The sequence below is a fragment of the Edwardsiella sp. A.80236 genome, assembly GCF_044540725.1.
In the GTDB taxonomy this organism is placed as follows: domain Bacteria; phylum Pseudomonadota; class Gammaproteobacteria; order Enterobacterales; family Enterobacteriaceae; genus Edwardsiella; species Edwardsiella tarda.
Genome location: NZ_JBIUCY010000008.1, coordinates 126,397 through 150,378, shown reverse-complemented (window position 1 = coordinate 150,378; position 23,982 = coordinate 126,397). Strand labels below are relative to the sequence as shown.

General features: G+C 53.8%; 18 protein-coding genes and 3 tRNA genes. 9 read left to right on the top strand and 12 right to left on the bottom strand.

Annotated features, from left to right (window positions below; all coding sequences use genetic code 11):
• Nucleotides 1-2 precede the first annotated feature (2 nt).
• Nucleotides 3-75: transfer RNA gene (locus ACEQFP_RS09150), tRNA-Gly, on the bottom strand.
• A 285-nt stretch (nt 76-360) separates the two neighbouring features.
• On the opposite strand from ACEQFP_RS09150, the gene ACEQFP_RS09145 reads away from it, so the two are divergent.
• Entirely contained in the window at nt 361-504 is a 144-nt protein-coding gene (locus ACEQFP_RS09145) for a hypothetical protein (protein ID WP_370545894.1), read from the top strand.
• Between the two features lie 205 nt (nt 505-709).
• Nucleotides 710-997 (top strand): hypothetical protein, encoded by a 288-nt coding sequence (locus ACEQFP_RS09140; RefSeq protein WP_205438380.1) that lies wholly within the window; start codon nt 710-712, stop codon nt 995-997.
• A gap of 82 nt (nt 998-1,079) precedes the next feature.
• Here ACEQFP_RS09140 and ACEQFP_RS09135 read toward each other — a convergent pair whose 3' ends face one another.
• A complete protein-coding gene (locus tag ACEQFP_RS09135) occupies nt 1,080-1,358 on the bottom strand; it encodes a hypothetical protein (protein ID WP_370548685.1) in 279 nt (92 codons plus the stop codon).
• A 554-nt stretch (nt 1,359-1,912) separates the two neighbouring features.
• Between ACEQFP_RS09135 and ACEQFP_RS09130 the strand changes: the two genes are divergently transcribed.
• Nucleotides 1,913-6,055 carry an Ig-like domain-containing protein gene (locus tag ACEQFP_RS09130; protein WP_370545896.1) on the top strand — a complete coding sequence of 1,381 codons (4,143 nt, stop codon included), beginning with the start codon at nt 1,913-1,915 and terminating at the stop codon, nt 6,053-6,055.
• A 467-nt stretch (nt 6,056-6,522) separates the two neighbouring features.
• Here ACEQFP_RS09130 and ACEQFP_RS09125 read toward each other — a convergent pair whose 3' ends face one another.
• Nucleotides 6,523-6,738, bottom strand: coding sequence for a cold shock domain-containing protein (locus ACEQFP_RS09125; protein WP_370545897.1), 216 nt, complete (start codon nt 6,736-6,738; stop codon nt 6,523-6,525).
• Between the two features lie 690 nt (nt 6,739-7,428).
• On the opposite strand from ACEQFP_RS09125, the gene ydfZ reads away from it, so the two are divergent.
• Nucleotides 7,429-7,632 carry a putative selenium delivery protein YdfZ gene (gene ydfZ, locus ACEQFP_RS09120; protein ID WP_005284519.1) on the top strand — a complete coding sequence of 68 codons (204 nt, stop codon included), beginning with the start codon at nt 7,429-7,431 and terminating at the stop codon, nt 7,630-7,632.
• Nucleotides 7,633-8,032: 400 nt separating this feature from the next.
• On the top strand, nt 8,033-8,248 hold the full coding sequence (locus tag ACEQFP_RS09115) for a cold shock domain-containing protein (protein ID WP_005284516.1): 216 nt from the start codon (nt 8,033-8,035) through the stop codon (nt 8,246-8,248).
• 593 nt (nt 8,249-8,841) lie between these two features.
• Here the strand turns inward: ACEQFP_RS09115 and ACEQFP_RS09110 are convergent.
• The 8 genes from ACEQFP_RS09110 to arnB all read right to left on the bottom strand — a co-directional run bounded on the left by ACEQFP_RS09110 (nt 8,842) and on the right by arnB (nt 17,065).
• Nucleotides 8,842-8,917, bottom strand: a tRNA-Lys gene (locus tag ACEQFP_RS09110).
• Nucleotides 8,918-9,678: 761 nt separating this feature from the next.
• Nucleotides 9,679-10,062, bottom strand: coding sequence for a 4-amino-4-deoxy-L-arabinose-phosphoundecaprenol flippase subunit ArnF (gene arnF, locus ACEQFP_RS09105; RefSeq protein ID WP_035600517.1), 384 nt, complete (start codon nt 10,060-10,062; stop codon nt 9,679-9,681).
• On the bottom strand, nt 10,059-10,394 hold the full coding sequence (arnE, locus tag ACEQFP_RS09100; RefSeq protein ID WP_035600520.1) for a 4-amino-4-deoxy-L-arabinose-phosphoundecaprenol flippase subunit ArnE: 336 nt from the start codon (nt 10,392-10,394) through the stop codon (nt 10,059-10,061). Before arnE ends, arnF begins: the two co-directional genes overlap by 4 nt.
• Nucleotides 10,391-12,049 carry a lipid IV(A) 4-amino-4-deoxy-L-arabinosyltransferase gene (arnT, locus tag ACEQFP_RS09095; RefSeq protein WP_097363988.1) on the bottom strand — a complete coding sequence of 553 codons (1,659 nt, stop codon included), beginning with the start codon at nt 12,047-12,049 and terminating at the stop codon, nt 10,391-10,393. The genes arnE and arnT overlap by 4 nt, the downstream gene beginning before the upstream one ends.
• Nucleotides 12,046-12,945: a 4-deoxy-4-formamido-L-arabinose-phosphoundecaprenol deformylase gene (gene arnD, locus ACEQFP_RS09090; protein WP_047060131.1), complete on the bottom strand. Its 900-nt coding sequence runs from the start codon at nt 12,943-12,945 to the stop codon at nt 12,046-12,048. Before arnD ends, arnT begins: the two co-directional genes overlap by 4 nt.
• Complete coding sequence (arnA, locus tag ACEQFP_RS09085; protein ID WP_005292923.1) at nt 12,942-14,921, bottom strand: bifunctional UDP-4-amino-4-deoxy-L-arabinose formyltransferase/UDP-glucuronic acid oxidase ArnA; 1,980 nt, start codon at nt 14,919-14,921, stop codon at nt 12,942-12,944. The genes arnD and arnA overlap by 4 nt, the downstream gene beginning before the upstream one ends.
• A 2-nt stretch (nt 14,922-14,923) precedes the next feature.
• Nucleotides 14,924-15,904, bottom strand: coding sequence for an undecaprenyl-phosphate 4-deoxy-4-formamido-L-arabinose transferase (arnC, locus tag ACEQFP_RS09080; protein ID WP_370546846.1), 981 nt, complete (start codon nt 15,902-15,904; stop codon nt 14,924-14,926).
• A 15-nt stretch (nt 15,905-15,919) separates the two neighbouring features.
• Complete coding sequence (gene arnB / locus ACEQFP_RS09075; RefSeq protein ID WP_005284488.1) at nt 15,920-17,065, bottom strand: UDP-4-amino-4-deoxy-L-arabinose aminotransferase; 1,146 nt, start codon at nt 17,063-17,065, stop codon at nt 15,920-15,922.
• Nucleotides 17,066-20,173: 3,108 nt separating this feature from the next.
• Between arnB and ACEQFP_RS09070 the strand changes: the two genes are divergently transcribed.
• Nucleotides 20,174-21,463, top strand: a complete 1,290-nt coding sequence (locus tag ACEQFP_RS09070) for an MFS transporter (protein WP_005284466.1) — start codon at nt 20,174-20,176, stop codon at nt 21,461-21,463.
• A gap of 169 nt (nt 21,464-21,632) precedes the next feature.
• Nucleotides 21,633-22,274 carry a LysE family transporter gene (locus tag ACEQFP_RS09065; RefSeq protein WP_047060137.1) on the top strand — a complete coding sequence of 214 codons (642 nt, stop codon included), beginning with the start codon at nt 21,633-21,635 and terminating at the stop codon, nt 22,272-22,274.
• A 159-nt stretch (nt 22,275-22,433) separates the two neighbouring features.
• Here ACEQFP_RS09065 and ACEQFP_RS09060 read toward each other — a convergent pair.
• A tRNA-Ser gene (locus ACEQFP_RS09060) sits at nt 22,434-22,521 on the bottom strand.
• A 317-nt stretch (nt 22,522-22,838) separates the two neighbouring features.
• Between ACEQFP_RS09060 and yccA the strand changes: the two genes are divergently transcribed.
• Both yccA and tusE read left to right on the top strand, forming a co-directional pair.
• Nucleotides 22,839-23,501: an FtsH protease modulator YccA gene (yccA, locus tag ACEQFP_RS09055; protein WP_005284449.1), complete on the top strand. Its 663-nt coding sequence runs from the start codon at nt 22,839-22,841 to the stop codon at nt 23,499-23,501.
• 129 nt (nt 23,502-23,630) lie between these two features.
• Nucleotides 23,631-23,960 carry a sulfurtransferase TusE gene (gene tusE, locus ACEQFP_RS09050; RefSeq protein ID WP_005284447.1) on the top strand — a complete coding sequence of 110 codons (330 nt, stop codon included), beginning with the start codon at nt 23,631-23,633 and terminating at the stop codon, nt 23,958-23,960.
• Nucleotides 23,961-23,982 lie beyond the last annotated feature (22 nt).

Below are 23,982 nucleotides of genomic sequence, written 5' to 3'. Positions count from 1 at the left end.
GGAGCGGGAAACGAGACTCGAACTCGCGACCCCAACCTTGGCAAGGTTGTGCTCTACCAACTGAGCTATTCCCGCATCAGGCAAAAATGCCGACCGATGTGACTGACAAGCGACTCTCATCGGGTGAGGCGTATTCTACGGATTTCACGCACCGCGTCATCAAAAATTTATCCGTTGCACGATCGAATGCCGCTTTTTAGCCCACTTCGTGCAGACAATCGGCAATTTACTGACACCCTATGACGAGAAAACGCGTCACCGCCATCCTGGACGCTTTACGTCGTCACCCTGACTGTCACATTTATGCCATATCGACACGCTACGCTAGAGCTATCACCACTCCCGCTAGGGCACATCACCATGCATCGACTCCGCTCGCCCCTGCTGCTCTTGTCGCCATCGGCCCGCTTTGCCTTACTCTATCTCTTGCTACTCCTGTTCCTGTTGCCAGCCGGTTGGGGCCGACTCGCTCGCCTTGCCGCCACGATCTTATTTCACCTCTGATTAGCGGCAAGCGGAGGAGGCGTCAGACAAACCCAATAAACGCGATAACAATGACATGATAAATAAAACAATAACTAAAAGTGCTAAAAAATAAATTTAGATGGTTGGCGACTGGCATTATAACGTGACTAACCTATACTGAAACATGCCGGTTAGCTAACACGCAGTTTCCCTAAACTATATTAATGGAATAAAGGATCTGTCTATGAAGCAATTAAAATCGATTATTGCTGTTTGCACCCTATTCTGCGTTCCTGCCTTTGCCGCCACACAAATCAATAGTATGGATACCGCTGGTTATACTAAAGTAGCCTCGCTTAGCCTCCAACAAGCGGGACTTCCGACGGTTGGCGATAGTAAAGCTGTGCAAGCCATCGACAAGCAATGTCATAAATTAGGTATTCAACCCGATCAATGCTACTTCCGAGTATTAAGCATTTTGGGGGACTCCAGCGATCACAAGACTGCATTTGTGGAGATCTATAAAAAATAATTTATCAATCCACTCGCCGCCTCACGACGGCGAGTGGGTTGACCCGCTATAATACATGTTAACCTGAGCACACGTCTCCGTGTCACTCTCTCGCCTCATCCGCCAAGGTCTGGCAGGGTATGAATTGCGCCAGCCATAGCAGCAGTTGTTCACGATAGAAATAGACGGCCTGTGGCGAATCGGCATGAGGCGATCCCGGATACATTATCGCTAGGCAAGGGTAGCTCTGCGGTGCCATCGTCTTTGCTAAGGCGCGCATCTCATCCTCACTCACCCATCCTTCGGCCATAATTGCGTCATCAAATAAAAATGCTTGTGTAAACCACTGATAAAAACCTTCCTGATTCTGTAATACTTGCATCTTAGTCACTTAATTCCACTACTCTATTTAACTGATCATTTTGGTGCAGATGAAGCACCATACCCTACGAACGTTTATCATCTCCAGTTAAATAAATTTCAAAAATGAATTAATACAAAAATAAAATTTAAAATAATAAATTAGCTGACACAGAGAAAATAAAGTTCACGGCGCCGCATTCTATGCACTCCCTCGCGGAAGATCCAGAACCATCGACCAATTCCATACCTTTGGCAAAAAATAAGAGATAAATATTGAGTTAGACTCTACCACCAGCATTTAAAATATTAATGGCCGCTAAATAGCCATACTTAATATTGCATTTTTATATTTTATTTTTTCCAGCGCATGCAATAGTTTTCGTTATATGTTCTAACCATTGCATCATCACGCTCATCCTTCCTCAACAATGAGGCAACATATCGTGCGCATTTTGTCATTTTTTGCGTCTTTTACTCAAGGCACATCATGGCTCCAGTCACAATTCCACCCTGGCTGATAAGCCCCGATTTAACACGATTGTCCCCGGTTTATGTGTTCGATGAGAAAATATTATGAAAGACCAATCCCCCCATCCCCATCTGAATCTTGCCTCGCCACAGCTTGCCACTGACACGCGCGCTACCCTACGGAACATGATGGTCTGGCTAAAACCTTTACGACAAGGCGCGCTCTCATTGGGCCTGCTCGTCATGCCGCTAAGCGGCACGGCACAGGATCCACCGCCACAGAATGTGGCGACCTCGCCGACTGCGCCCCAGCAGGGTGACGAATCTGCCGCGCATAACTCACTGATACCCACAGTCGGCCTACTCGGCCAATCACTCGCCAACCACCCGACCTCCGATGCGGCCTCGGGCATAGCACGGACGATGGCAACGCAAGCGGCAAACGATGAAATCCAAACCTGGTTAAGCCGCTATGGCAATGCCAGAGTACAGCTCAACGTCGATAAAAACTTCACCCTAAAGGACAGTGCGTTCGATTGGCTACTTCCCCTCTACAATGATGAGAGCTGGACCGTTTTCAGCCAGCTGGGTGCAAGAAATAAAGATCGGCGTAACACCCTCAATGCCGGGCTAGGTGTACGTACCCTGCAAGGGGGATGGCTACTGGGTGTCAACAGCTTCTATGATTATGATCTCAGTGGCCACAACCGTCGATTAGGACTCGGCCTAGAGGCATGGACCGACTATTGGCGTCTCTCCGGCAACCAGTATCTGCGCCTGAGTGACTGGCGCGCATCACGCGATATCGCCGATTATGATGAACGCCCAGCCAACGGTTTCGATATTCGGATCAATGGTTGGCTACCTATGCTGCCCCAGTTAGGGGGCGCGTTCATCTACGAACAGTATCGCGGCGATCACGTTGCCCTATTCGGACGCAACACACTGCAAGCGAATCCCTATGCCTTCACCGCGGGTATCAATTACACGCCGTTTCCCTTGTTAACCCTCGGCCTCGATGAGCGACGCGGCAAAGGAGGCCAACATGATACCCAGGTTAGCGCTACCCTTACCTATCGTCTGGCCGATGACGGTTCCGCCCAACTCGATTCCTCTCGGGTTGCCGCCATGCGTACCATCGCCAACTCGCGCCACGACTTCGTCGAACGCAACAACGACATCGTATTAGCGTATCGGCAACCTAATTTGCTGAGCATCAGCAGCACCGAGTATTTAGAGGGCTATGCCGGCGAAAGCGCCACCATCCAAGTCAGCATCAACAGTAAACATGCCATCGATTATCTCGACTGGCAGAATACCGCCAGCTTCTTGCTGGCGGGAGGCTCGATTAACGTACTGCCTAATAATAGCCTGGCGCTGATCTATCCTCCCTATAATCAACAGGGAAAAAACCGTTATAACATCGATGTCATCGCCTATGACATCAAAGGCCATCGCTCTAACCTGAGTACGACCCGTATTCAGGTATTACAATCACAGCGTGAGATCGTGCCGACTATTCTCGCCGGCAACTTAATCGTCACCCAGGACAACGCCAAGGCCGACGGCAGCGCCCAAAACGCGGTGCGCGCCCGCGTCACCGATGCCAACGGCAATCCGTTGGCTAACCAGACGGTACAATTTAGCGCCGACAACGGCGCCAGCCTGAGCGCGCCGCAGGCTACTACCGACGCGGACGGTTATGTCACCGTCACCCTCACCAGCCTGACCGCCGGCCCCAGCCACGTCGGCGCCACCCTGAGCAACCACAGCCAGGCTAGCGTCACCACCACCTTCGTCGCCGACGACGCCAGTGCGACGATCCTCTACGGCAACCTGATGGTCACCCAGGACAACGCCAAGGCCGACGGCAACGCCCAAAACGCGGTGCGCGCCCGCGTCACCGATGCCAACGGCAACCCACTGGCTAACCAGATGGTGCAGTTTAACGCCGACAATGGCGCCACCCTGAGCGCCCAACAGGCCGCCAGCGATGCAGACGGTTATGTCACCGTCACCCTCACCAGCCTGACCGCTGGCCCCAGCCACGTCAGCGCCACCCTGAGCAACCACAGCCAGGCCCGCGTCACCACCACCTTCGTCGCCGACGGCGCCAGTGCGACGATCCTCAACGGCAACTTAATCGTCACTCAGGATAACGCCAAGGCCGACGGCAACGCCCAAAACGCGGTACGCGCCCGCGTCACCGACGCCAACGGCAATCCACTGGCTAACCAGACGGTGCAGTTTAACGCCGACAATGGCGCCACCCTGAGCGCGCCGCAGGCCACTACCGACGCGGACGGTTATGTCACCGTCACCCTCACCAGCCTGACCGCAGGCCCCAGTCATATCAGTGCCACCCTGAGCAACCACAGCCAGGCCAGCGTCACCACCACCTTCGTCGCCGACGACAGCCGTGCGACGATCCTCAACGGCAACTTAATCGTCACTCAGGATAACGCCAAGGCCGACGGCAGCGCCCAAAACGCGGTACGCGCCCGCGTCACCGATGCCAACGGCAACCCACTGGCCAATCAGACGGTGCAGTTTAGCGCCGATAATGGCGCCACCCTGAGCGCGCCGCAGGCTACTACCGACGCGGACGGTTATGTCACCGTCACCCTCACCAGCCTGACCGCCGGCCCCAGCCACGTCAGCGCCACCCTGAGCAACCACAGCCAGGCCCGCGTCACCACCACCTTCGTCGCCGACGATAGCCGTGCGACGATCCTCAACGGCAACTTAATCGTCACTCAGGATAACGCCAAGGCCGACGGCAGCGCCCAAAACGCGGTACGCGCCCGCGTCACCGATGCCAACGGCAACCCGCTGGCTAACCAGACGGTGCAGTTTAGCGCCGACAATGGCGCCAGCCTGAGCGCGCCGCAGGCTACTACCGACGCGGACGGTTATGTCACCGTCACCCTCACCAGCCTGACCGCCGGCCCTAGCCACGTCAGCGCCACCCTGAGCAACCACCACCAGGCTAGCGTCACCACCACCTTCGTCGCCGACGACGCCAGTGCGACGATCCTCAACGGCAACCTGACGGTCACCCAGGACAACGCCAAGGCCGACGGCAACGCCCAAAACGCGGTGCGCGCCCGCGTCACCGACGCCAACGGCAATCCACTGGCTAACCAGACGGTGCAGTTTAGCGCCGACAATGGCGCCAGCCTGAGCGCGCCGCAGGCTACTACCGACGCGGACGGTTATGTCACCGTCACCCTCACCAGCCTGACCGCCGGCCCCAGCCACGTCAACGCCACCCTGAGCAACCACCACCAGGCTAGCGTCACCACCACCTTCGTCGCCGACGACGCCAGTGCGACGATCCTCAACGGCAACCTGACGGTCACCCAGGACAACGCCAAGGCCGACGGCAACGCCCAAAACGCGGTGCGCGCCCGCGTCACCGACGCCAACGGCAATCCACTGGCTAACCAGACGGTGCAGTTTAGCGCCGATAATGGCGCCACCCTGAGCGCCCAGCAGGCCACTACCGACGCGGACGGTTATGTCACCGTCACCCTCACCAGCCTGACCGCAGGCCCCAGTCATATCAGCGCCACCCTGAGCAACAACAACCAGGCCACCGTCATAACGACCTTTGCACCCTATGACGTGTTAACCGGGGTCTTGGTCAATGGCAAGATCTTTACCGTTAACGAGGGATTCCCTAGCACCGGGTTTATTGGCGCTAAATTCCAGTTGCAGATCAATAATGATACCGCTAGAAACTCAGCGTATACCTGGTCAAGTTCTGCCCCGGGGTGGGTCAGTATTTCCCCTAGCGGCGAGGTACAGCTCATCGCTGAGCCAGCGACCCGGCAACCAGTCACCCTCACCGCCACGGCCAAAGATGGCGGCGATACGCTGACCTATCATTTCGATATCCGAGACTGGTTTATCAGCGCGGGCACCTGGAATTATATGAATGCAGATGGCGCCGATGCTTGGTGTAGTACTCAGGGAAATGGCTATCAGGTTCCCAGCTATACGCGGGTAACCAATACAACCTTTAACTTATCTCCTGGAGATCGTGGCATCGGCGGCTTATGGACCGAATGGGGAGCCATGGCCAACTACCCGGCTGCAGGATTCCCCTCTGATCAAACCTGGAGTAAAGAGTTAAGAGGCAGCACGCAACGCTATACCACCGGCTTAACCACCGGTTATTTGTACGCGATTTCCATCGCGAGTGGTGCTGGCCAATCATTAGTCATCTGTAATCGATCACTGTAAGACATCACCAATAATCCCCGGCATCTGCCGGGGATAGCTGTCTCACTCATGATTTGGCGCGCTAAAGGAGCATAAAGCCGCTAGGGGGTATAAGAATAAACATTCAGCGAGATGTTTGATACATCGACGCCTATCTCCTGGCGGAGAGCTGTTCCAGCTCTAGTACAGAGTATAAATAGATGTCTCTAGCCCAGCGAGTTTTCTGTCTATCAAAAACAACGCGGCTCGGTAACTGGCTATAGCACGCACGACGCTAATAATAGCGTCGTAATAAATACTAGGCTGGTGATCATGACAGGATTAGGATAAAACCGGCGCAGGTAGAGTTATCCGCCACCCATCACTGACCAGGTTAATAGCTGCATCGCTACCGTATCGATAGAGCATGAAAATCAGCTAACTTAATGTTTAATCTTTGACTTACTATCATGTTGGATAAATTTATTACAAGTCTCGCATTGATAATATTACAATGCCAGTAAGTTGATTGCAGACAACCGCTTCATCGCATCAGTTTGTAGTTCAAAGGTAACTCGTTGCCCTTCGACAAACTTTCGACACCCTATATTCCTGCGAACACAGAAATGAATAAACACCTCTTGCCCACCATTATCTGGCGTAATAAAACCAGAGCTTTTATTCGTGGCAAACCATCTAACTAATCCAGTCATTACACTTGACATAAATACTTCCTTTAATTTTCGCCCTTGGCGCTAATGGGTCTGTACTACAGATTTTTTGAAGCGAATGAGAGAGAAGACTCGATAAAAGAAAGGTATCTAGTGATATTGCTTTGACTGAGTACTGCTAAGAAACGGCTTCGGTTCTGTACTGCAAACCAAGAGCCGTCATTTATCCATAAATAAAAACTTATAGCAAGGGCTATTTTAGCCATCCAGATAGATGTATAGCTAATATCGATAAACTAATGCCGCCACGTGCCTATTGTTGATGTTGTCATCATACATTTCCCCAGCGCGCCAAACGATAACCCTCTGTATTATTATCACTATTAATAGACCAAACACATCGCTACGAGACCTGTGGCGCGTTAACCCGCACCACCCACTATACCGCTCGACATGTATTGGCATCGCCGATGTCAGCTCTTCACGTCTATACAGGACGGCCACAGGCTGTATAGCTCGTCGCTAACGCCTCAGCGAGGTTGAGTCGAGTTTACCCTCAGCGCGAGGCGCGCCACGATGCCCCCGCCATCGTGGCTCATTTAATTGACGAATTGATTATTTTGCCGCCCATTATTAGACCAGCCCTGTTATTTTTTGATGAGGCTCAAGGCACCTCGTTAGTTTTGCGGCTATTAAATTCCCGCTTTTATGCCCCAGTATTGACCAAAGTGAAAGGAGGAAACGATGAGAACCTATGATCGCAACCGTAACGCTATCACTATCGGCAGCTACGTCATGGTGGCGGCCAATGGCGCTACGGGTGTTATCACCGCAATCCACGGCACAGACCAATCCGCAGAACAGCTACGCCGCGCCGCCTGTGTGTCTATTGAGGGGATGGAGGGATTGTTCTATCCACTCGATCTTATCCGCCTGGGTTTTAACTGATGACCTGTTGACGCTAAGTCAGGGTTTTCCTTTTAAATAATTTCAAATAAAACAATGAAATAAAGGCCACGCCGTGGCCTTTATTTCTGTCTCATCCGTTAATCATTAACATAATCATTCTACAAGTTAAAATATCAGACCGATGATAGTGTCAGGCATCAGTCCATCCGGATGGCTAAAATAAATCTTGTACTTACTGAGGCACTATGCGTTAATAGCGTCACGGTTTGCAGAACAGACCTTAGTAAAGCAGTTTTAGTTAAGTAGCCTCAGTTCCAGAGTTATCATCTGATTACCCTTCGTCGTGAGTCTCCTCCTTCAATGCCTTAGTAAGCTTTTCTATCCGAGCAGGCCTCTTTCGTCGCCTTGTGTGACTCACAAAATTTAGAAGGTAAAAATAATGTCTAATAAAATGACTGGTTCTGTAAAATGGTTCAACGCCGATAAAGGCTTCGGTTTTATCTCTCCTGCTGATGGCAGCAAGGACGTTTTCGTTCACTTCTCTGCGATCCAAAGCAATGAATTCCGTACTCTGGATGAAGGTCAAAAAGTTGAGTTCTCTGTAGAGAATAGCCCTAAAGGCCCTTCCGCAGTAAACGTAGTCGCTATCAACTAATCTTATAGACTCACTCTCCTGCGATAACGAAGATGGCTAGAGCCGGAGTAGACAGGATAGTGACTCTTGATGAAAAACCGGAGCTAATATCGCTCCGGTTTTTTTATATTCCACTCGCATACTAAATCGCCACGGCTCATCCCAAACACCACCACCTGACTGTCACAACTATGGCTTAACGACACGGCTCATCTTACCCGGTGGAATAACCCCCCTACCTCACGGCCATAGCGGATCTCACCATAGCGTTTAACCACGATAGCATCGTAACGAGAGCGAATGCTCTGGCATCGCATGCTCACGGAGTGTGCCGAATACAACGACTGAGATAACCACGGATGGGCATTCCCAGAGAGCGAGTACGGCCCACCTAGGCGAGCAGGCTTGTTTAATCAAGGGGGAGCAGCATCGATGCTTATCGAAGAGGGGGGAATGGGAGTCGGTTGACACGACACATAAAAATGCACATCTTTAGCATAAAAATTTAAGTAAACACGCGAGGATTATCGATAATGTTTTTCATGTCAAAGAGACAAAAACGGTACAATCAACAAAAAAGGCGCTACGCATTTAGCGTAACGCCTTGAAATTGTTGGTGGGTCGTGACGGGATCGAACCGTCGACCAATTGATTAAGAGTCAACTGCTCTGCCAGCTGAGCTAACGACCCAACGCAGAAGATTATTCACCTTTCGCCGCTAAGGGTCAACACGTTCTTCGCTGCATGCCCCTACTCTGCTGTCCGCACAACTTTACATTTAGTTTAATAATTAAACAAATCCAAGTATCCATGACCTAACCGGCCTATATGACCGACGAGGGGCCATAAAACAGAATCCCGATAGTGGGGAAAGGTAGCATCAGCGCCTCCCGGCCTCCTCCTCTACGTAGAGATCGCGCGCCCCTCCGCGAGCATAAGCAGGACACGCTGCTCCCCGCGCCGAACATGCGCAAAGCGCGGCGAGCCCGGTGCTGCCCCCCCACTTAGCCGCGAAAACGGCATCCAGCACGGTGCAGAGTAAAAGCGAAGAACCGCGTCAGCCCGCTCACTGGCGGCGCGCAGAGCCCCACGCCCAGTGAGAGCCGAGCCTCGAACAGACAAGAATAGACAGGAGTAAGCAGATAAGGAGCCCCCCGCGCACGATAACCTAACGGGTAGAGGAGCCGCAGACAGCGTGGAGATATCAGACGTTGCGCAAGATATAGAATGCGATGGAGGCTTCAATGAGGACAATAAACACCGACCAGAAGGCCGCCATCAGTTGTGAGTGACTCTTGATGAAAGCACGGACGATTTGCATAGCAGTGACCTATACGGCTGATTCGCTCAGTACGATCAGTCTACGCCGCTGCAACTATTCGTGCAATTCATCAAATAATACTGCAATCCCGCTACTGGCAGGCAAACGGGACAGCGTATTAAGAATGAGATCACGGCTTACGTCTGCGGCGCCTGGGTGGGTAGATCACCAGTAACCCCATCACGATCAAGGCCATACCCAGCAATTTTCCTAGGTTTAAGCGCTCATCGAATAATGGCAGACCGATCGCCAACGCGCACACCAGCACATAGCTGAGGCTCAACAGGGGATAAGCCTGATTCAATGGCAGGCGACGTAGGGCGAACAACCAGCACAACATCGACAAGGCATAGCAGAGAATGCCGGCAGGTAACCACCAGACCCACCCCGCCCCTGTCAATAATGCCGTCAGAAACATGGACCAATCGCCGACCTGCATCATGGTGTAGCGCATCATCAACTGCGCCGCACTCACCAGGATCACACTCGCGAGCGCCCACAGGTAGCCGCTCATGCGTTAACCCCCAGCAAGACGATTCCCCCCATGATCAGCGTGATCCCAAACAGATGACGCCAGGTCAGGCGCTCATGCCAGATAAAGCGAGCCGCCAGCAACACCAACACATAGTTAAGGCTGAGCATCGGATAGGCCACGCTAACCGGCAATGTGCGTAAGACCAACAACCAGAGCAGCAATGCGACGCCTAAACAGAACAGTGCCGCCATCAGCCACAGCAGCAAATGGCGGCGTGGTGAGCCATGCGGCTCACCACACACCGCCTGTTTCTGGCACAGTTGCCCGGCACAGCTCAACAGGCTAGAGAAAAGCACCAAGAGATAACTCATGGCTGCTGATGATACTGCAATAGTAGGAAGCGACCCTTATGCAGCGTCACATCTGCGGGAGGTAATGTCGGGTCCAGACCCTCGTTACGCGCAAGCAACAGTACCAAAGAAACCGCCCCCTGCTTACGATGCTCTGCCAGCCAAGCCGGGAACTGAGCGGCACGTACCAAGCGATCGGCCGAGTCCGGATAGTTCAAACCATATTGCAGCTCGCCGGTATTATCGAACAGATAGATATCACTGCGCTTCAATTCCCAGGCAAGCCCTGCCGCCACGCCGACGCTATCACTCAAAATATAGCGACTCGCCTGAAGCTCAGGCATCGCCGCCTGGATCAGCGTCTGCGGCTGCTTCGACTCCATCACCTGTTGTGGCAACGCGGCACCGATCAACAGTGCAATACCTAATGGGCAGGCCGCGCTCCAGCGCCAGTAGCGCGCAGGATTACGCCAAGCCAGCCCTCCCAGCACGGCCCAGAAACCAAAGGCGAGCGCCGCCAGGATCACCTTGCCGACCTCCTGCGCCCCATACAATGGGCGTCCGGTCACACTCCATGGCGCCAACACCAGCAACACGGCAGCCATCCCCGCCAACCCGATCAGCAGGTTAATCATCCCGTTGGCTCGCAACGCCTTGCCTGTCTGGGCAACCAGGCGTTGGGCATACCCCGCCATCAGGATCGCCAACGGCGCAAAACAGGGCAGAATGTAAGTGGGCAGCTTCCCCTTGGCGATGCTAAACAGCAGAAAAGGCATCACCATCCACCCCAGCAGGTAGAAGTCGCCGCCTTGGCTGGCGCGGCCACGCCATCCCTCGCGCAGGGCACCGGGTAACAGCCCCAACCACGGTAACGCGCCAAGCAACAGAATCGGCAGGTAGTACCAGAACGGCGCCTTATGCTGGGCATTCTCCTCGGCAAAACGTTGAATATGCTCCACCCAGAAGAAATAGTGCCAGTAGTCCGGCTCACGCTGAGCAATCGCCACCACCCACGGCAGACTAATGATGATGGCGCTCAACACCGCCAGCGGGCCGAAGCAGAGCAGCGACTTCCAGCGACGTTGAGCGATGACCCAGGGCAACACCGCGATCACCGGAATCGCCAATGCCAGGAAGCCTTTGGTCATAAAGCCCATACCACAAGCCAATCCCAGCAAGATATAGCCGCCGATGCGGCCTCGGGTCGAGCTCGCCTGCTCAGCGAGCCAGAAGCTGCACATCGCCGCCGTCATCCACAGGGTGAAGATCGGGTCGAGTACCGCATAGCTGCCAACACCGTACACCAGAAAGCTGGTCAGGTAGATCAGCGCCGCCAGCAATGCCGCGCCACGATTCGCCAACAGGCGACGCGCCAGCCAGAAGACCAACAACGCGCTCAATACCGTCGCCAAGACGGCGCCGGCACGTACCGCGAAGTTACCGTCGCCGAACAGCCATTGGCCTAGGTTGTTGACCCAATACCCCGCGACCGGCTTTTCGAAATAACGAATGCCCAGGAAATGTGGCACGATCCAGTCACCGCTGGCCAACATCTCTCGGCTAATCTCGGCATAACGGGTTTCATCCGGCTGCCATAATAAACGTCCCGGTAACGGGACGATGTAATAGAGAACGAATAACACGGCCAGCGCGAACCACCCCGCAATTTTCTTCATGGCACCACCTCCTCCCGTTGACAACCCAGCCATCCCTCACGCCCTGCCAGGGTGTCGCGAACGACTCGCCCACGCGGCAATTGCGTCATATCGTCTGGTAACAAATCCCCCAAGGGGCAAAATTCAATCTGTTGCTCACGCGCCAGCGTCAGTAGCTCGGCGAATTGCGCCTGTTTGGCGATCCCTTCGACCTCGGCATGAATGGTATAAACCGGCACGCCGCGATCCGCCGCCATCTCGGCGAGGATAAAACGGTTAAATCCCGCCTCGTCGGTCATCACGCCGATCGCCTCGTCCCAGGTCGGCAGCGTCACCGGGATCTGTACCGTCCCTAAACGACCATCGGGCAAACGTGGACGGAAAGGATGCGTACCACGGCAATCGCTGTTATAGCGAAAAGCGAAGGGCTCCTTGGCCTGCAACACACGCTCATCGGCGCGCCAACCGGCCACCGCCGAACATGCGATCGTCGTCCCGGTCAGCTGCTGCAGCTCGTCATAGGCCAGGCCTATCTGTTCGGCCATTTTTTCTTGCGACCAGACACCCGCCCAGGCCTGCCAAGCATGGTGATCCCAAGCATGCACACCGGTCTCATGTTCGCGCGCGGCCGCGGCGATCACCTCGCCCAGTCCGGCACCGATACGGCGACCCGGCCAAGCGGTGCCCGCCAGCAAAATATCCCAACCGTATAGCGAAGCGGCGTTAGAGCGCAGCATCTTCCATAGAAAGCGGGGCTTTAACAGGCGCCATAAATGGCGCCCCATGTTGTCCGGCCCGAGCGTGAAGAAAAAGGTCGCGCGAATACCGTGCTGGCGCAGCAGCGACACCAGCGCCGGCACGCCGTCCCGCGTGCCGCGCCAGGTGTCTACGTCAATGCGTAGACCGACCCGTTTCATTCCTGCTCCGTACCGTCGAAGGTGCGCAGGAAGAAGTCCAGGGTATCCTCAATGGTTTGCTCCATCGGGATCACCGGCTGCCATCCCAGCAGACGCTGTGCGTTGCGAATGCTCGGCTTACGATGCTCCACGTCTTGATAGCCTTTACCGTAGTAAGTGCTGCTCTCGACCTCGCGGAAACCGGCGAATGGCGGGAAGCGATCGCGCAACGGATGCTGCTCGAAACAAACCAACAGTTGTTCGGCCAACTCACGAATGCTGGCTTCGTTATCCGGGTTACCGATGTTGATAATCTGGCCGTCGCAGCGGTTATCTTTGTTTTCGATAATGCGGAAGAGCGCTTCGACCCCTTCCTTAATGTCGGTGAAGCAGCGCTTCTGGCGACCGCCATCCACCAGCTTGATTGGCGAGCCTTCTACCAGGTTGAGGATCAGCTGGGTAATGGCGCGTGAACTCCCGATGCGTGCCGCATTCAGGTTATCCAAACGCGGGCCCATCCAGTTAAAGGGACGGAACAGCGTGAAACGCAGACCATCTTTGGCACCATAGGCCCAGATGATGCGATCCAACAGCTGCTTGGAGACCGAGTAGATCCAACGCTGCTTATTGATCGGCCCGACGATCAGATTAGAGTGATCCTCGTCGAACTGCGGATCGCTGCACATACCGTACACTTCGGAGGTGGAGGGGAAGATGATACGCTTCTGGTACTTCACGCAGTCGCGGACGATCTTCAGGTTCTCTTCGAAGTCGAGTTCGAAGACACGCAGCGGGTTACGGGTATATTCGATCGGCGTAGCGATGGCGACCAGCGGTAATACCACGTCGCACTTCTTGATGTGATACTCGATCCACTCGGAGTGGATGCTAATATCCCCCTCGACAAAATGGAAACGCGGGTGGCCGATAAAGCGCGAGATGGCGTCGGATCCGATATCCAGACCATACACCTCATAGTTTTCTTCCGCCAACAGACGCTCGGTCAGGTGGTTACCGATAAAGCCGTTAACCCCTAAGATCAGCACGCGCGTCGCCCGACGCGCACCGAAGTTCAGCGAACTGTTCAGGATCGCCCCTTCGACCAGCCCCAGGCTCTCCGCTAGCTGGCTGCCTTGCATATACAGCCCATCCTGCGGTTGGCCGGCAACGATCTCCAATGCATCCTGGCCACACGCGACGACTAATGGCGCCGTGGAGAGTACCGTACCCGGGCGGGCGGCCGGTAGATCATGGCGTACCCGTGCCTGCCAAAGGGTGAATTGGCGATTACCGGCGTAACTGAACGCGCCCGGCCAAGGTTCGCTCACCGCGCGCACCAGGTTGTACAGTGTACGCGCCGGTTTGTTCCATTCGATACGGCCATCGGCTGGCGTACGGCGCCCCACGTAGGTTGCCGCACTCTCATCCTGCGGGTATTCGCTATAGTTGCCGCTACGGATTTGCGGCAGCGCCTCGGCCAATAATGTCTTGGCACATTGGCACAGCTTGTGATGCAGCGTCAGTGCAGTGTCGTCGTCGGCGATGGCAATACGCTGCTGAGCGATGATATTGCCAGCATCCGCGCGAGCCTCCATGCGATGTAACGTCACCCCAGTCTCCGTCTCACCGTTCACCAACACCCAGTTCAGCGGCGCGCGGCCACGGTAGGCGGGCAGCAGGGAGCCATGCAGGTTGAAGGCGCCTTGCGGGGCTAACGCCAGGATCTCGTCGCTCAGCAGATGACGATAATAGAAGGAGAAGATCACCTGCGGTTGCAGTTCACGCAGACGCTCGATCCACAGCGGGTGGTTAACATCGTCCGGGGCAAAAACCGGGATCGTATGCTGTGCCGCCAGACGTGCGACGGAGGCGAAGAAGACATTTTCGCCGGGAGCATCCTGATGAGTAATAATTGCAGCAATTTCATAACCGGCGTCAATTAATGACTGCACACCGGCACAGCCCATATCATGATAGGCAAAAACAACAGCTTTCATAATCACTTTTCCTGTTCTTCGTTCGACGACGTGGTCTGAACGACTTTCTGAATAAAATAACGGGGACGAGCACGCACGTCGTTATAGATGCGGCCAATATACTCACCCAATAGCCCCATCCCGACGAATTGCGCACCAATGAAAATGAACAGTATGGCGAACAGGGTAAACACCCCTTCCGCACCCCATTGCGGGCCGAGCGTCAGACGCATCAGGATCAACAACACCGCGAAGGCGAAACCCAACAACGCGATCACGCTGCCAAAAATGCTCAATGCCCTTAGCGGCGTCGTGGTCAGGCAAGTCACCAGGTCGTACATCAGGTTGATCAGCTTCATCAAGCCATACTTAGATTCGCCATGCTCACGCTCGGCGTGTTTCACCGGGATCTCGATGGTACGGCGGGCGAAGCTGTTAGCCAAAATAGGAATGAAGGTGCTGCGCTCATGGCAGTGCAGCATGGCTTTGATGATGTTGCTACGGTAGGCGCGTAACATGCAGCCGTAGTCACTCATGCTCTTACCAGTCGTGTGCTGGATCAGACTATTGATCATGCGCGAGGCGCGCTTACGGAACCAACTGTCCTGACGATTCTGGCGGATAGTGCCGACTACGTCATAGCCACCTTGTTCAGCGGTCTCGACCAGACGCGGGATCTCTTCCGGCGGGTTTTGTAGATCCGCATCCAGGGTGATCACCAGATCCCCCTTGACGTGGCTAAAGCCCGCCATGATGGCGGAGTGCTGACCGTAGTTGCGATTAAGCAGTACCGCGACCACCGGGCTACCCGGCCGCTCTGCCGCCTCACAAAGCATCGCCGCTGAATCGTCGCTGCTACCGTCATCGACCAATACCACCTCATAAGGCTTACCCATGACATCACAGGCGGCCAAGGTACGCCGCAACAGCTCCGGCAGGCTCTCTTGTTCGTTATAAACCGGGATCACCACCGATACAAACTTGATGGGTTTAGAATCACTCATTGTTATACCTAATCGTTACTCGCCAAGGATCGCCGTTAAGGCCGCGATCACCCTATCCACATCCGCTTCACTCATGTCAGGAAATAACGGCAACGAACAGATACGCTGCGAATTCCATTCGGTTTGCGGCAACTGCAATTGAGGGTAGGTCTCACGATAATATTTCTGCGTATGGGCGGCACGGAAATGCAATCCGCTACCGATGTTGTGCGCCTTCAAGGCCTGCATCAGCTGATCGCGGTCGATACCACAACGCGCCGCATCACAGCGGACGATAAAGAGATGCCAAGCGTGTTGATGCGGCCAAGCCGGGGCACTCAGTGGCAACAGTGGCAAATCATGGGCCGCCAGTTGCTGCAGATAGTAGTCGGCCAGCTTGGCGCGCTGCGCGTTAAGCGCCGGCAGCTTGCGCAGTTGGACGCGCGCAATGGCGGCGTTGATGTCCGCCAGATTGTACTTATACCCTGGCGTCACCACCTCCGCTTGAGGCGCACGGCCATGGGTCTGACGATCATAGGCATCCACGCCCAAGCCGTGAAACTTCAAGCTACGCACCCGATCCGCGAGGTGATCGTCATCGGTCACCACCATGCCGCCTTCGGCACAAGTCACGTTCTTAATGGCATGAAACGAGAAAATGGCCGTCCCACGCTGGCCGATAGCCTCGCCACGATAGGTTGTACCGATGGCGTGCGCGGCGTCTTCGATCAACGCGATACCCTGCTGCTGGGCCAATGCCCGGATGGGGTCGAGATCGACCGGCGCCCCAGCGAAATGAACCGGAATGATGGCCTTGGTACGGGGGGTGATCGCGGCAGAGATGGCCTCCGGCGTTACCATCAACGTATCGCGGTCCACGTCGATCATCACCGGCGTCGCGCCCAATAGCGTGATGATATTCAGGGTCGATACCCAGGTCATCGACGGCGTGATCACCTCATCGCCGGGGCCGATCCCCAACGCCATCAGCGTCACATGCATCCCCGCCGTGGCCGAACAGACTGCGATAGCATGACGGGCACCGGTGACCTGACAAAACTCTTGCTCTAATGCCTGATTTTGTGGGCCAGTGGTGATCCAACCGGAACGCAATACCTCGCTTACCGCAGCAATCTCTTCCTCACCGATAGCCGGTTTCGAGAATGGCAAAAAGTCCTTCATTAACACGTTCCCATATCAGTAACAGCAATGAAAAATGTGATCTCTATTCAAATTACGACAATAAAATAACGTTATTCCCACACAGGGAAACGCCGAAATTGGATTGAGCATAGCGCACTTTTCTTAAACCAAGATTAAGAAAATAGGCGATCTCAACCCGCTAACCTCAACGTTACGACAACCAAATGGCGATCTCAATGGACGCCCCTCCCTAGGCATACCATACTTGCCTCTAGGCTATTCGCGACCTACGCGGGGATAGGTCTATACATTTCAAGCTAGCCGTCACCAGATTAAAAAAGTATTGATTAACCCATCCCACAGAGAAAGGGAATCGCCAATCTCCAGCATTCAGTAACAATATGCAAACCAATCTATTAATAAGTGAGATCCGTCATACTATTTTTTATATCTCCGTTTTCCTTTAAGGGAGAGGCGGTTATTTTGCCATCAGCGGTAAAGCATTCTCACCTGCGTTCCACTACGAGCATGGGAGGGAAACGCAATAATAAGTATAGTTACGACATCTATTTTTCATCGTATAGTATGCGATAAAATTATATTCAATAAGCCAATGCCAACGGTTATCTCTACCGTGGAGGTGATTTCCTCCGTGATGATGGCGAGTCGACCTTTCCCCTCTCCTGCGCAGGTTAATGATTCTCAATAGAGATAAGGCGCTCGCATACGCTGATACTTATCTTTATCACGGCTTCAAGCGGCAACTCACCCTCGCATACCGAGTAACAAGCCAAGAATAGAGATCGCAGTCATGCGCGGACTCATAGCTAAAAATATTGATATCCATAATGCTTAATCGTGCTGAATAATGATAAAAGCACATCAGAGTGACGCCAGTCTCAGCCGAGAAGCGTAGGTGTACCCATACCAGCGCGCTTTTACGCTGCTGACCTCAAAAAATAGGCACTAACACAACGCGACGTGTAGATAGCGCTGCGCGTTCAGCCAGCCGGCTGCTGCCGAGATGGTTATGACACAGTAGCGATAACCACGCGGGCATTAACAATTTCACGATAAAAAACAATCAAGTAAATCGAATCACTCCGTTCGCAGAGGATAAACACCCCGAGGGTAATTCCCCGATGCAACCTGCTAACACAGGGTTAACGGAGCATACGGCGACTATCTTGCTGCCACCAAAGCGTCCCAATATCTGTAGACGATAGCGTGATAATATAGAGATCATCGCCAACGGTAATAGCGCGATAAATCGCTCTATCGATGAAAAAGCTCGACAAAAGCCTCCGCCATAAGTCCCCAATCAGCCTGCGTGGCGATATATTTCCCATTGAGCCGAACTCTCCTACCGGGTACCCTCGCATCGGCATACGCCTCACTCCCCATCGATTATCGATAGAGATAATCTGTTTATGACCGAATACCTCATACCGTGCCACCAGCACTCAGGGATCGTAACCGCCCCCACCATCGGCGAGAGACTCACAACACGCTAAGCGCGTAATAGACCAATAACATGCTATCTGTTTGAGCAAGAGCCCAACACTACGCGTCGCGCTACTCACTTTTCCCTGAATTAACCTCGTTAGCGGTATGGACTCCTCTTAGAACCTATCCCAGTAGGCGTGTAGTGTTGCCGCCAGTTTGGACACGGACAGCACGCCATAAGCGGAACATACACGCCGTCCCTGAGAATTATTCGCCTCGCTCACCCTTCGCGCCGCCCTGAAGAGCATTCGACACGTTGTTAAGTTTTTATGAGTATTACCCAGGGCCAACATGGCAAATAAAATTGCCTAATGGGATAGGCTCTTAATATCAGATGTATCGCACCATCACATATCGCAACGCGACACGGCATACCGCTTCAGATTCTCGTCACGCGGGAAAATCCGCCGCCATTTTATGACGAGGCGATAATTTGCGAGCGACATTATCGATAGCATCAGATGCGCCCAGCTCACTTACCCTATATATTTCTACTCTCAGCGCGTCAGAGTGAAACAATTTATATCTCGATGAGCGTCTCAAGGGGAGTACGCTCCGATATTAACAATACCTACACTATTTTTATATCAACCGTCCTCTTTCCTGACTCGCCAAGGAAAAACGGGGGCGATGTTTTATCTCCCAATGTTATCCCTGTCGTCCCCGCCTTATCTACTGGGGCACGACAATAATCAGTCAAGGCATCCGCCGAAGCATCAGCAAGAATAGTATTAACACGGATCAGTTCACGCAGGCGGCGGCGTTAAAATTAGCCTCCCGGTTCACTTGGTGTGGTAAGGGCGTCGCGTGATGACTCGCCGTGGATAAATTTATTCTGCGATGACGCCATGTCCAGTGAAAAAGGATCACGTCAAGCGTATTGCCACGCCCTTATCTACACGCGCCCCCCCTATCTGCATCGTTGTTATCCCACTGCTGTTTCATCTATTTCATCCTCTTCGCCTCCGCAACAGGTTACCGACACACGACAGCGAACAGCCCGCCTTCAGGTCAAGCCACACACCACTCAGCCTCGGAGCAGTCCCCACGCCAAGCCCTAAAGGTAAACATGCGGATCACGTAGCCGTTCTCGCTAGCTAGGCGCAGAACTAGCCCACGGCCGACGGGATGATATGACACCGGTGACGGGTAACTGACATTAGCCAGGAAGTCATGGTGGCTATTTTTTCATTCATCATCGCCTGCCGATAACCATGACGATGAGGCGGATAATTACATTTAGCGACTATCACTTAATAAGTACAGTGACCCAATAACGCCATCTGCAATACTTATTTCCACGATGTAATGCAGTTAACTAAAATAGAATAATAAAAACCTTTTACGCCACGCCTGATTACTTTTACTGCAATGAAGCGCGCGGATAAATGATAGAACTCACACAAATATAAATGGAAACAAATAAACCAAGTTATATACAAATTGGCGCTGTTTTGTCCGATATTTGTTACGCCTGACGCTAGACGCTCCCCCCTAGATCATGACAAGATACCCCGCGTTCCTATCCCATACCCACAGAATTGTGGCATGTATCGAACCACCAGGCTGCACTGGCTCTATTTTAGTCCGTGCTTTTTTTATGACGTGTTTACGCCGCCTTGCTCACATGGTGTACCAATAATGAATAATATAGATAAAATCTATAAGAAATTACGCTGGCAAATTATCATCACCACTTTCCTTACCTATACCGTGATGTATATATCCCGTAAAGCATTTGCCGCCGCAGCGCCATTGCTGATGCAGGATATTGGCATGACCGCAGTACAGTTCGGTACTGCCTCATCTATTTATTATATTCTGTATGGCATCTCAAAATTCAGCTCTGGTTTATTAGCTGACCGGATTAACCCTCGGTTATTCTTAGCGCCCGTGTTGTTAGTCGTTGCGGTGATTAACGTAGGCATCGGGATGTCCAATAATGTCACCGTGCTGCTCTCACTCTACTGCTTAACCGCCGTAGCGCAAGGTTGTGGCTTCCCGCCCATCGCTAAGGCAATCAGCCAATGGTACTCCAAGTCCGAACGTGGCGGCTGGTATTCACTCTGGAATACCTCCCATAACGTCGGTGGCGCCTTGGCTCCGCTGATCGCCTCTGGGGTTATCGAGTACACCGGTAACTGGCGCTATGCCTTCTATGTACCGGCCGCGATCACGGCCGTACAGGCGATCATTTCGGCTATCTTTATGCGTGCGAAGCCGGAAAAATATGGTCTGCCTAATGTTGGCGAATGGAAGAAAGACAGCAAACAGCTGGCGATCAATAAACGTTCGGAAAGCGGTTTGAGCATGTGGCAGATGTTCACCCGCTATATCGTCAATAACCCCATCATCTGGCTGGCGATCGGTGGCGACCTCTGTATTTATGTCATCCGCACCGTCACTAATGACTGGGTCAGCGTCTATTTTGTTAAGGAACTGGGCTGGGATCTGGTCAAATCAAACTCGCTGGTGGCCTGGTTTGAGGTCGGCGGCATTCTCGGCGGCTTAACCTCGGGCATTATCTCCGACAAATTCTTTAACGCCGACCGTTGGAAGACGATCCTCATCTACAGCTTCGTCTTAATCGGCGGCATGATCGGCGTCGCCCTGACCATCCATGTGCATTATTACTTGGTCGCGATCTGTTTCTTCATCATCGGCGCCGGTATCTACGCTCCGCAGATGCTGTTTGCCCTGGGGATCATCGAAGCCTCACACGCCGACGGTGCCGGGGCCGCAACTGGCCTGAAGGGAGGGGTAACCTATATCGGTGCCGCGATGGCCGGTGCGCCTATCGCCCTGATCGAAAAAGCCTACTCTTGGAACGGTGTCTTTATGCTAATGGGTGCCATCGCTATTCTGCTCGTCGTGCTAACCATCGGCATCATCGGTATGGACAAGCACTATAACCGCAGCAACGCGAAGTAATCTCCCCTCACCAGCCAGGGCTCCCCTGGCTGGTCACGCTCCGCTTACCACATCCCTAGCGATGTAAGCGGAGTTTCCTCCTCTCTCCGCCGATCGATGACCCGACGCAAGCCTGCGCGATAATAATTTGCTATAAGTAACACTATGTCCGTTTATGAGTCTGTCGTTTATGGAACCGTTACATGCCATCGTGCTCACCGTCAGCCTCTTTGTCCTCACCTTCTTCAATCCTGGCGCCAACCTCTTTGTCGTCGTGCAGACCAGCCTCGCCTCCGGGCGGCGTGCCGGTATGATGACCGGGCTCGGGGTCACACTCGGTGATGCCTTTTACTCAGGGTTAGGGTTGTTTGGCCTGGCGACACTGATCAGCCAGTGCGAGACACTGTTCGCGCTGATTAAGATCGGCGGGGGGGTCTATCTACTCTGGTTCGCTTGGAGCAATGTACGCTCTCAAGCCAGGCTACCGCTGCTCACCCTGCAGCCCACACGCACGGAACCCTGGGGGAGATTCTTCCGTCGAGGACTCTTGACCGACCTGTCGAACCCACAGACCGTCTTATTCTTTATCAGTATCTTCTCGGTGACGCTCAGTACCGATACCCCGCTTTGGGCGCGACTCGCCGCCTGGGGCGGAATCGTCATCTCCTCCCTCCTCTGGCGCTTATTCCTCAGCCAGGCGTTCTCCTTACCGGCGGTACGGCGCACCTATGGGCGAATACAGCATGTTGCCAGTCGCCTCATCGGTGCCATCATCGGACTCTTTGCACTCAGATTGATCTATGAAGGGGTCACCAGCATGACGCGGCGCTAACGCCTGTGGAGGGCGACAAACAAAGAGATCGGGGGAAATAACAGCGCACAACCGATGTAGAAGAGACATCAAGATCGCCGGCGATCTCACCAGAGCCGTAGCGGGAAAAGCGAAGCAACGAAAAAGGCCCCGCTAGTTACCTAGCGGGGCCTTAGAATTTGGCGGAGGAGTAGAGATTCGAACTCTAGGAGCTGTTACACTCGACGGTTTTCAAGACCGCTGCCTTAAACCACTCAGCCACTCCTCCGTTGATGGGGAAGACTATAGCCAGCCGGAGATGCCTTGTAAAGTCTGCCACGGTGCGAGTGCTGGCAAAATCGACAACCGCGTTATCGTTCGATCTCTTTTTGTGCAATCGCGCCAAAAAACAACCGGATACACCGTACAGCCGGCACGAAAATGCGTAAAGATGGGTAAAACGTCTTCTCGCTTTCCTCCCCTCTCCTTATATTTTATGTTGGGTTATGGGATGACAAGACGCGTGACCGGCAAGGATGGTTGCCATCACCAACGACGCTGGGTTATCCCTTTCCCCTATCGATAACACAACAAGAGAGTCTCCGTATGGATCGTATTGTCGTTTCTTCTACCTCTGCGCGCAGTTCGTTACTGAGTACCCATAAGGTCCTGCGTAATACCTATTTCCTCTTAGCGCTGACGCTGGCCTTCTCTGCCCTCACCGCTACCGCAAGCACCGTGCTGATGCTACCGGCCCCCGGCCTGTTACTGATGCTGGTCGGCTTCTATGGTCTGATGTTTCTGACCTATCGCCTGGCCGATCGCCCGGCGGGGATCCTGGCCGTCTTCGCCTTAACCGGTTTTATGGGCTATACCCTAGGGCCGATTCTCAGCTCCTTCATCGCCAGTGGCGCCGGTGATCTGATCATGCTGGCGCTGGGCGGCACCGCGCTGGTCTTCTTCTGCTGCTCGGCCTATGTGCTGACCACACGTAAAGACATGTCATTCCTTTCCGGGATGATGATGGCTGGCTTCGTGGTGCTGCTGCTGGCGGTCGTCGCCAATCTGTTCCTGCAACTGCCCGCGCTGTCACTGGCCATCAGCGCCCTGTTTATCCTGTTCTCTACCGGTGCCATCCTGTGGGAGACCAGCAATATCATTCACGGCGGTGAGACCAACTACATCCGCGCTACCGTCGGCCTGTATGTCTCGCTGTATAACCTGTTCATCAGCTTACTCAGCCTGCTGGGCTTCGCGCGTAGCAACTGATCGCGCCTCGAGAGATAGCCTATCCAGCCCCGCCTAAGCGGGGCTTTTGTTTTTTGTTTTTCCCTATTTGGCGCAGACCGACAGCTGAGATACACTGAGGCGCTGTTTGCCTGTTAGGATTATTTTGTCATGTTAGAGTTTGACGGCCGTAGCATCGAGACCGACGCCCAGGGATATTTGCTCAATAGTCAGGAGTGGAGTGAGGCGCTAGCCGAGCTGCTGGCTCAGCAGGAGGGGATCACCCTAAGCGAAGCCCACTGGGAGGTGGTTCGCTTCGTCCGTGAGTTTTACCAAACGTTTAACACCTCACCGGCCATCCGCATGCTGGTGAAGGCGATGACGCAGAAGTATGGCGAGGAGAAAGGCAACAGCCGCTACCTGTATCGCCTCTTCCCCAAGGGGCCCGCCAAGCAAGCGACCAAAATTGCTGGCTTACCCAAACCGGTAAAATGTATCTGATCGTCGGCCACACCGCGCAGAC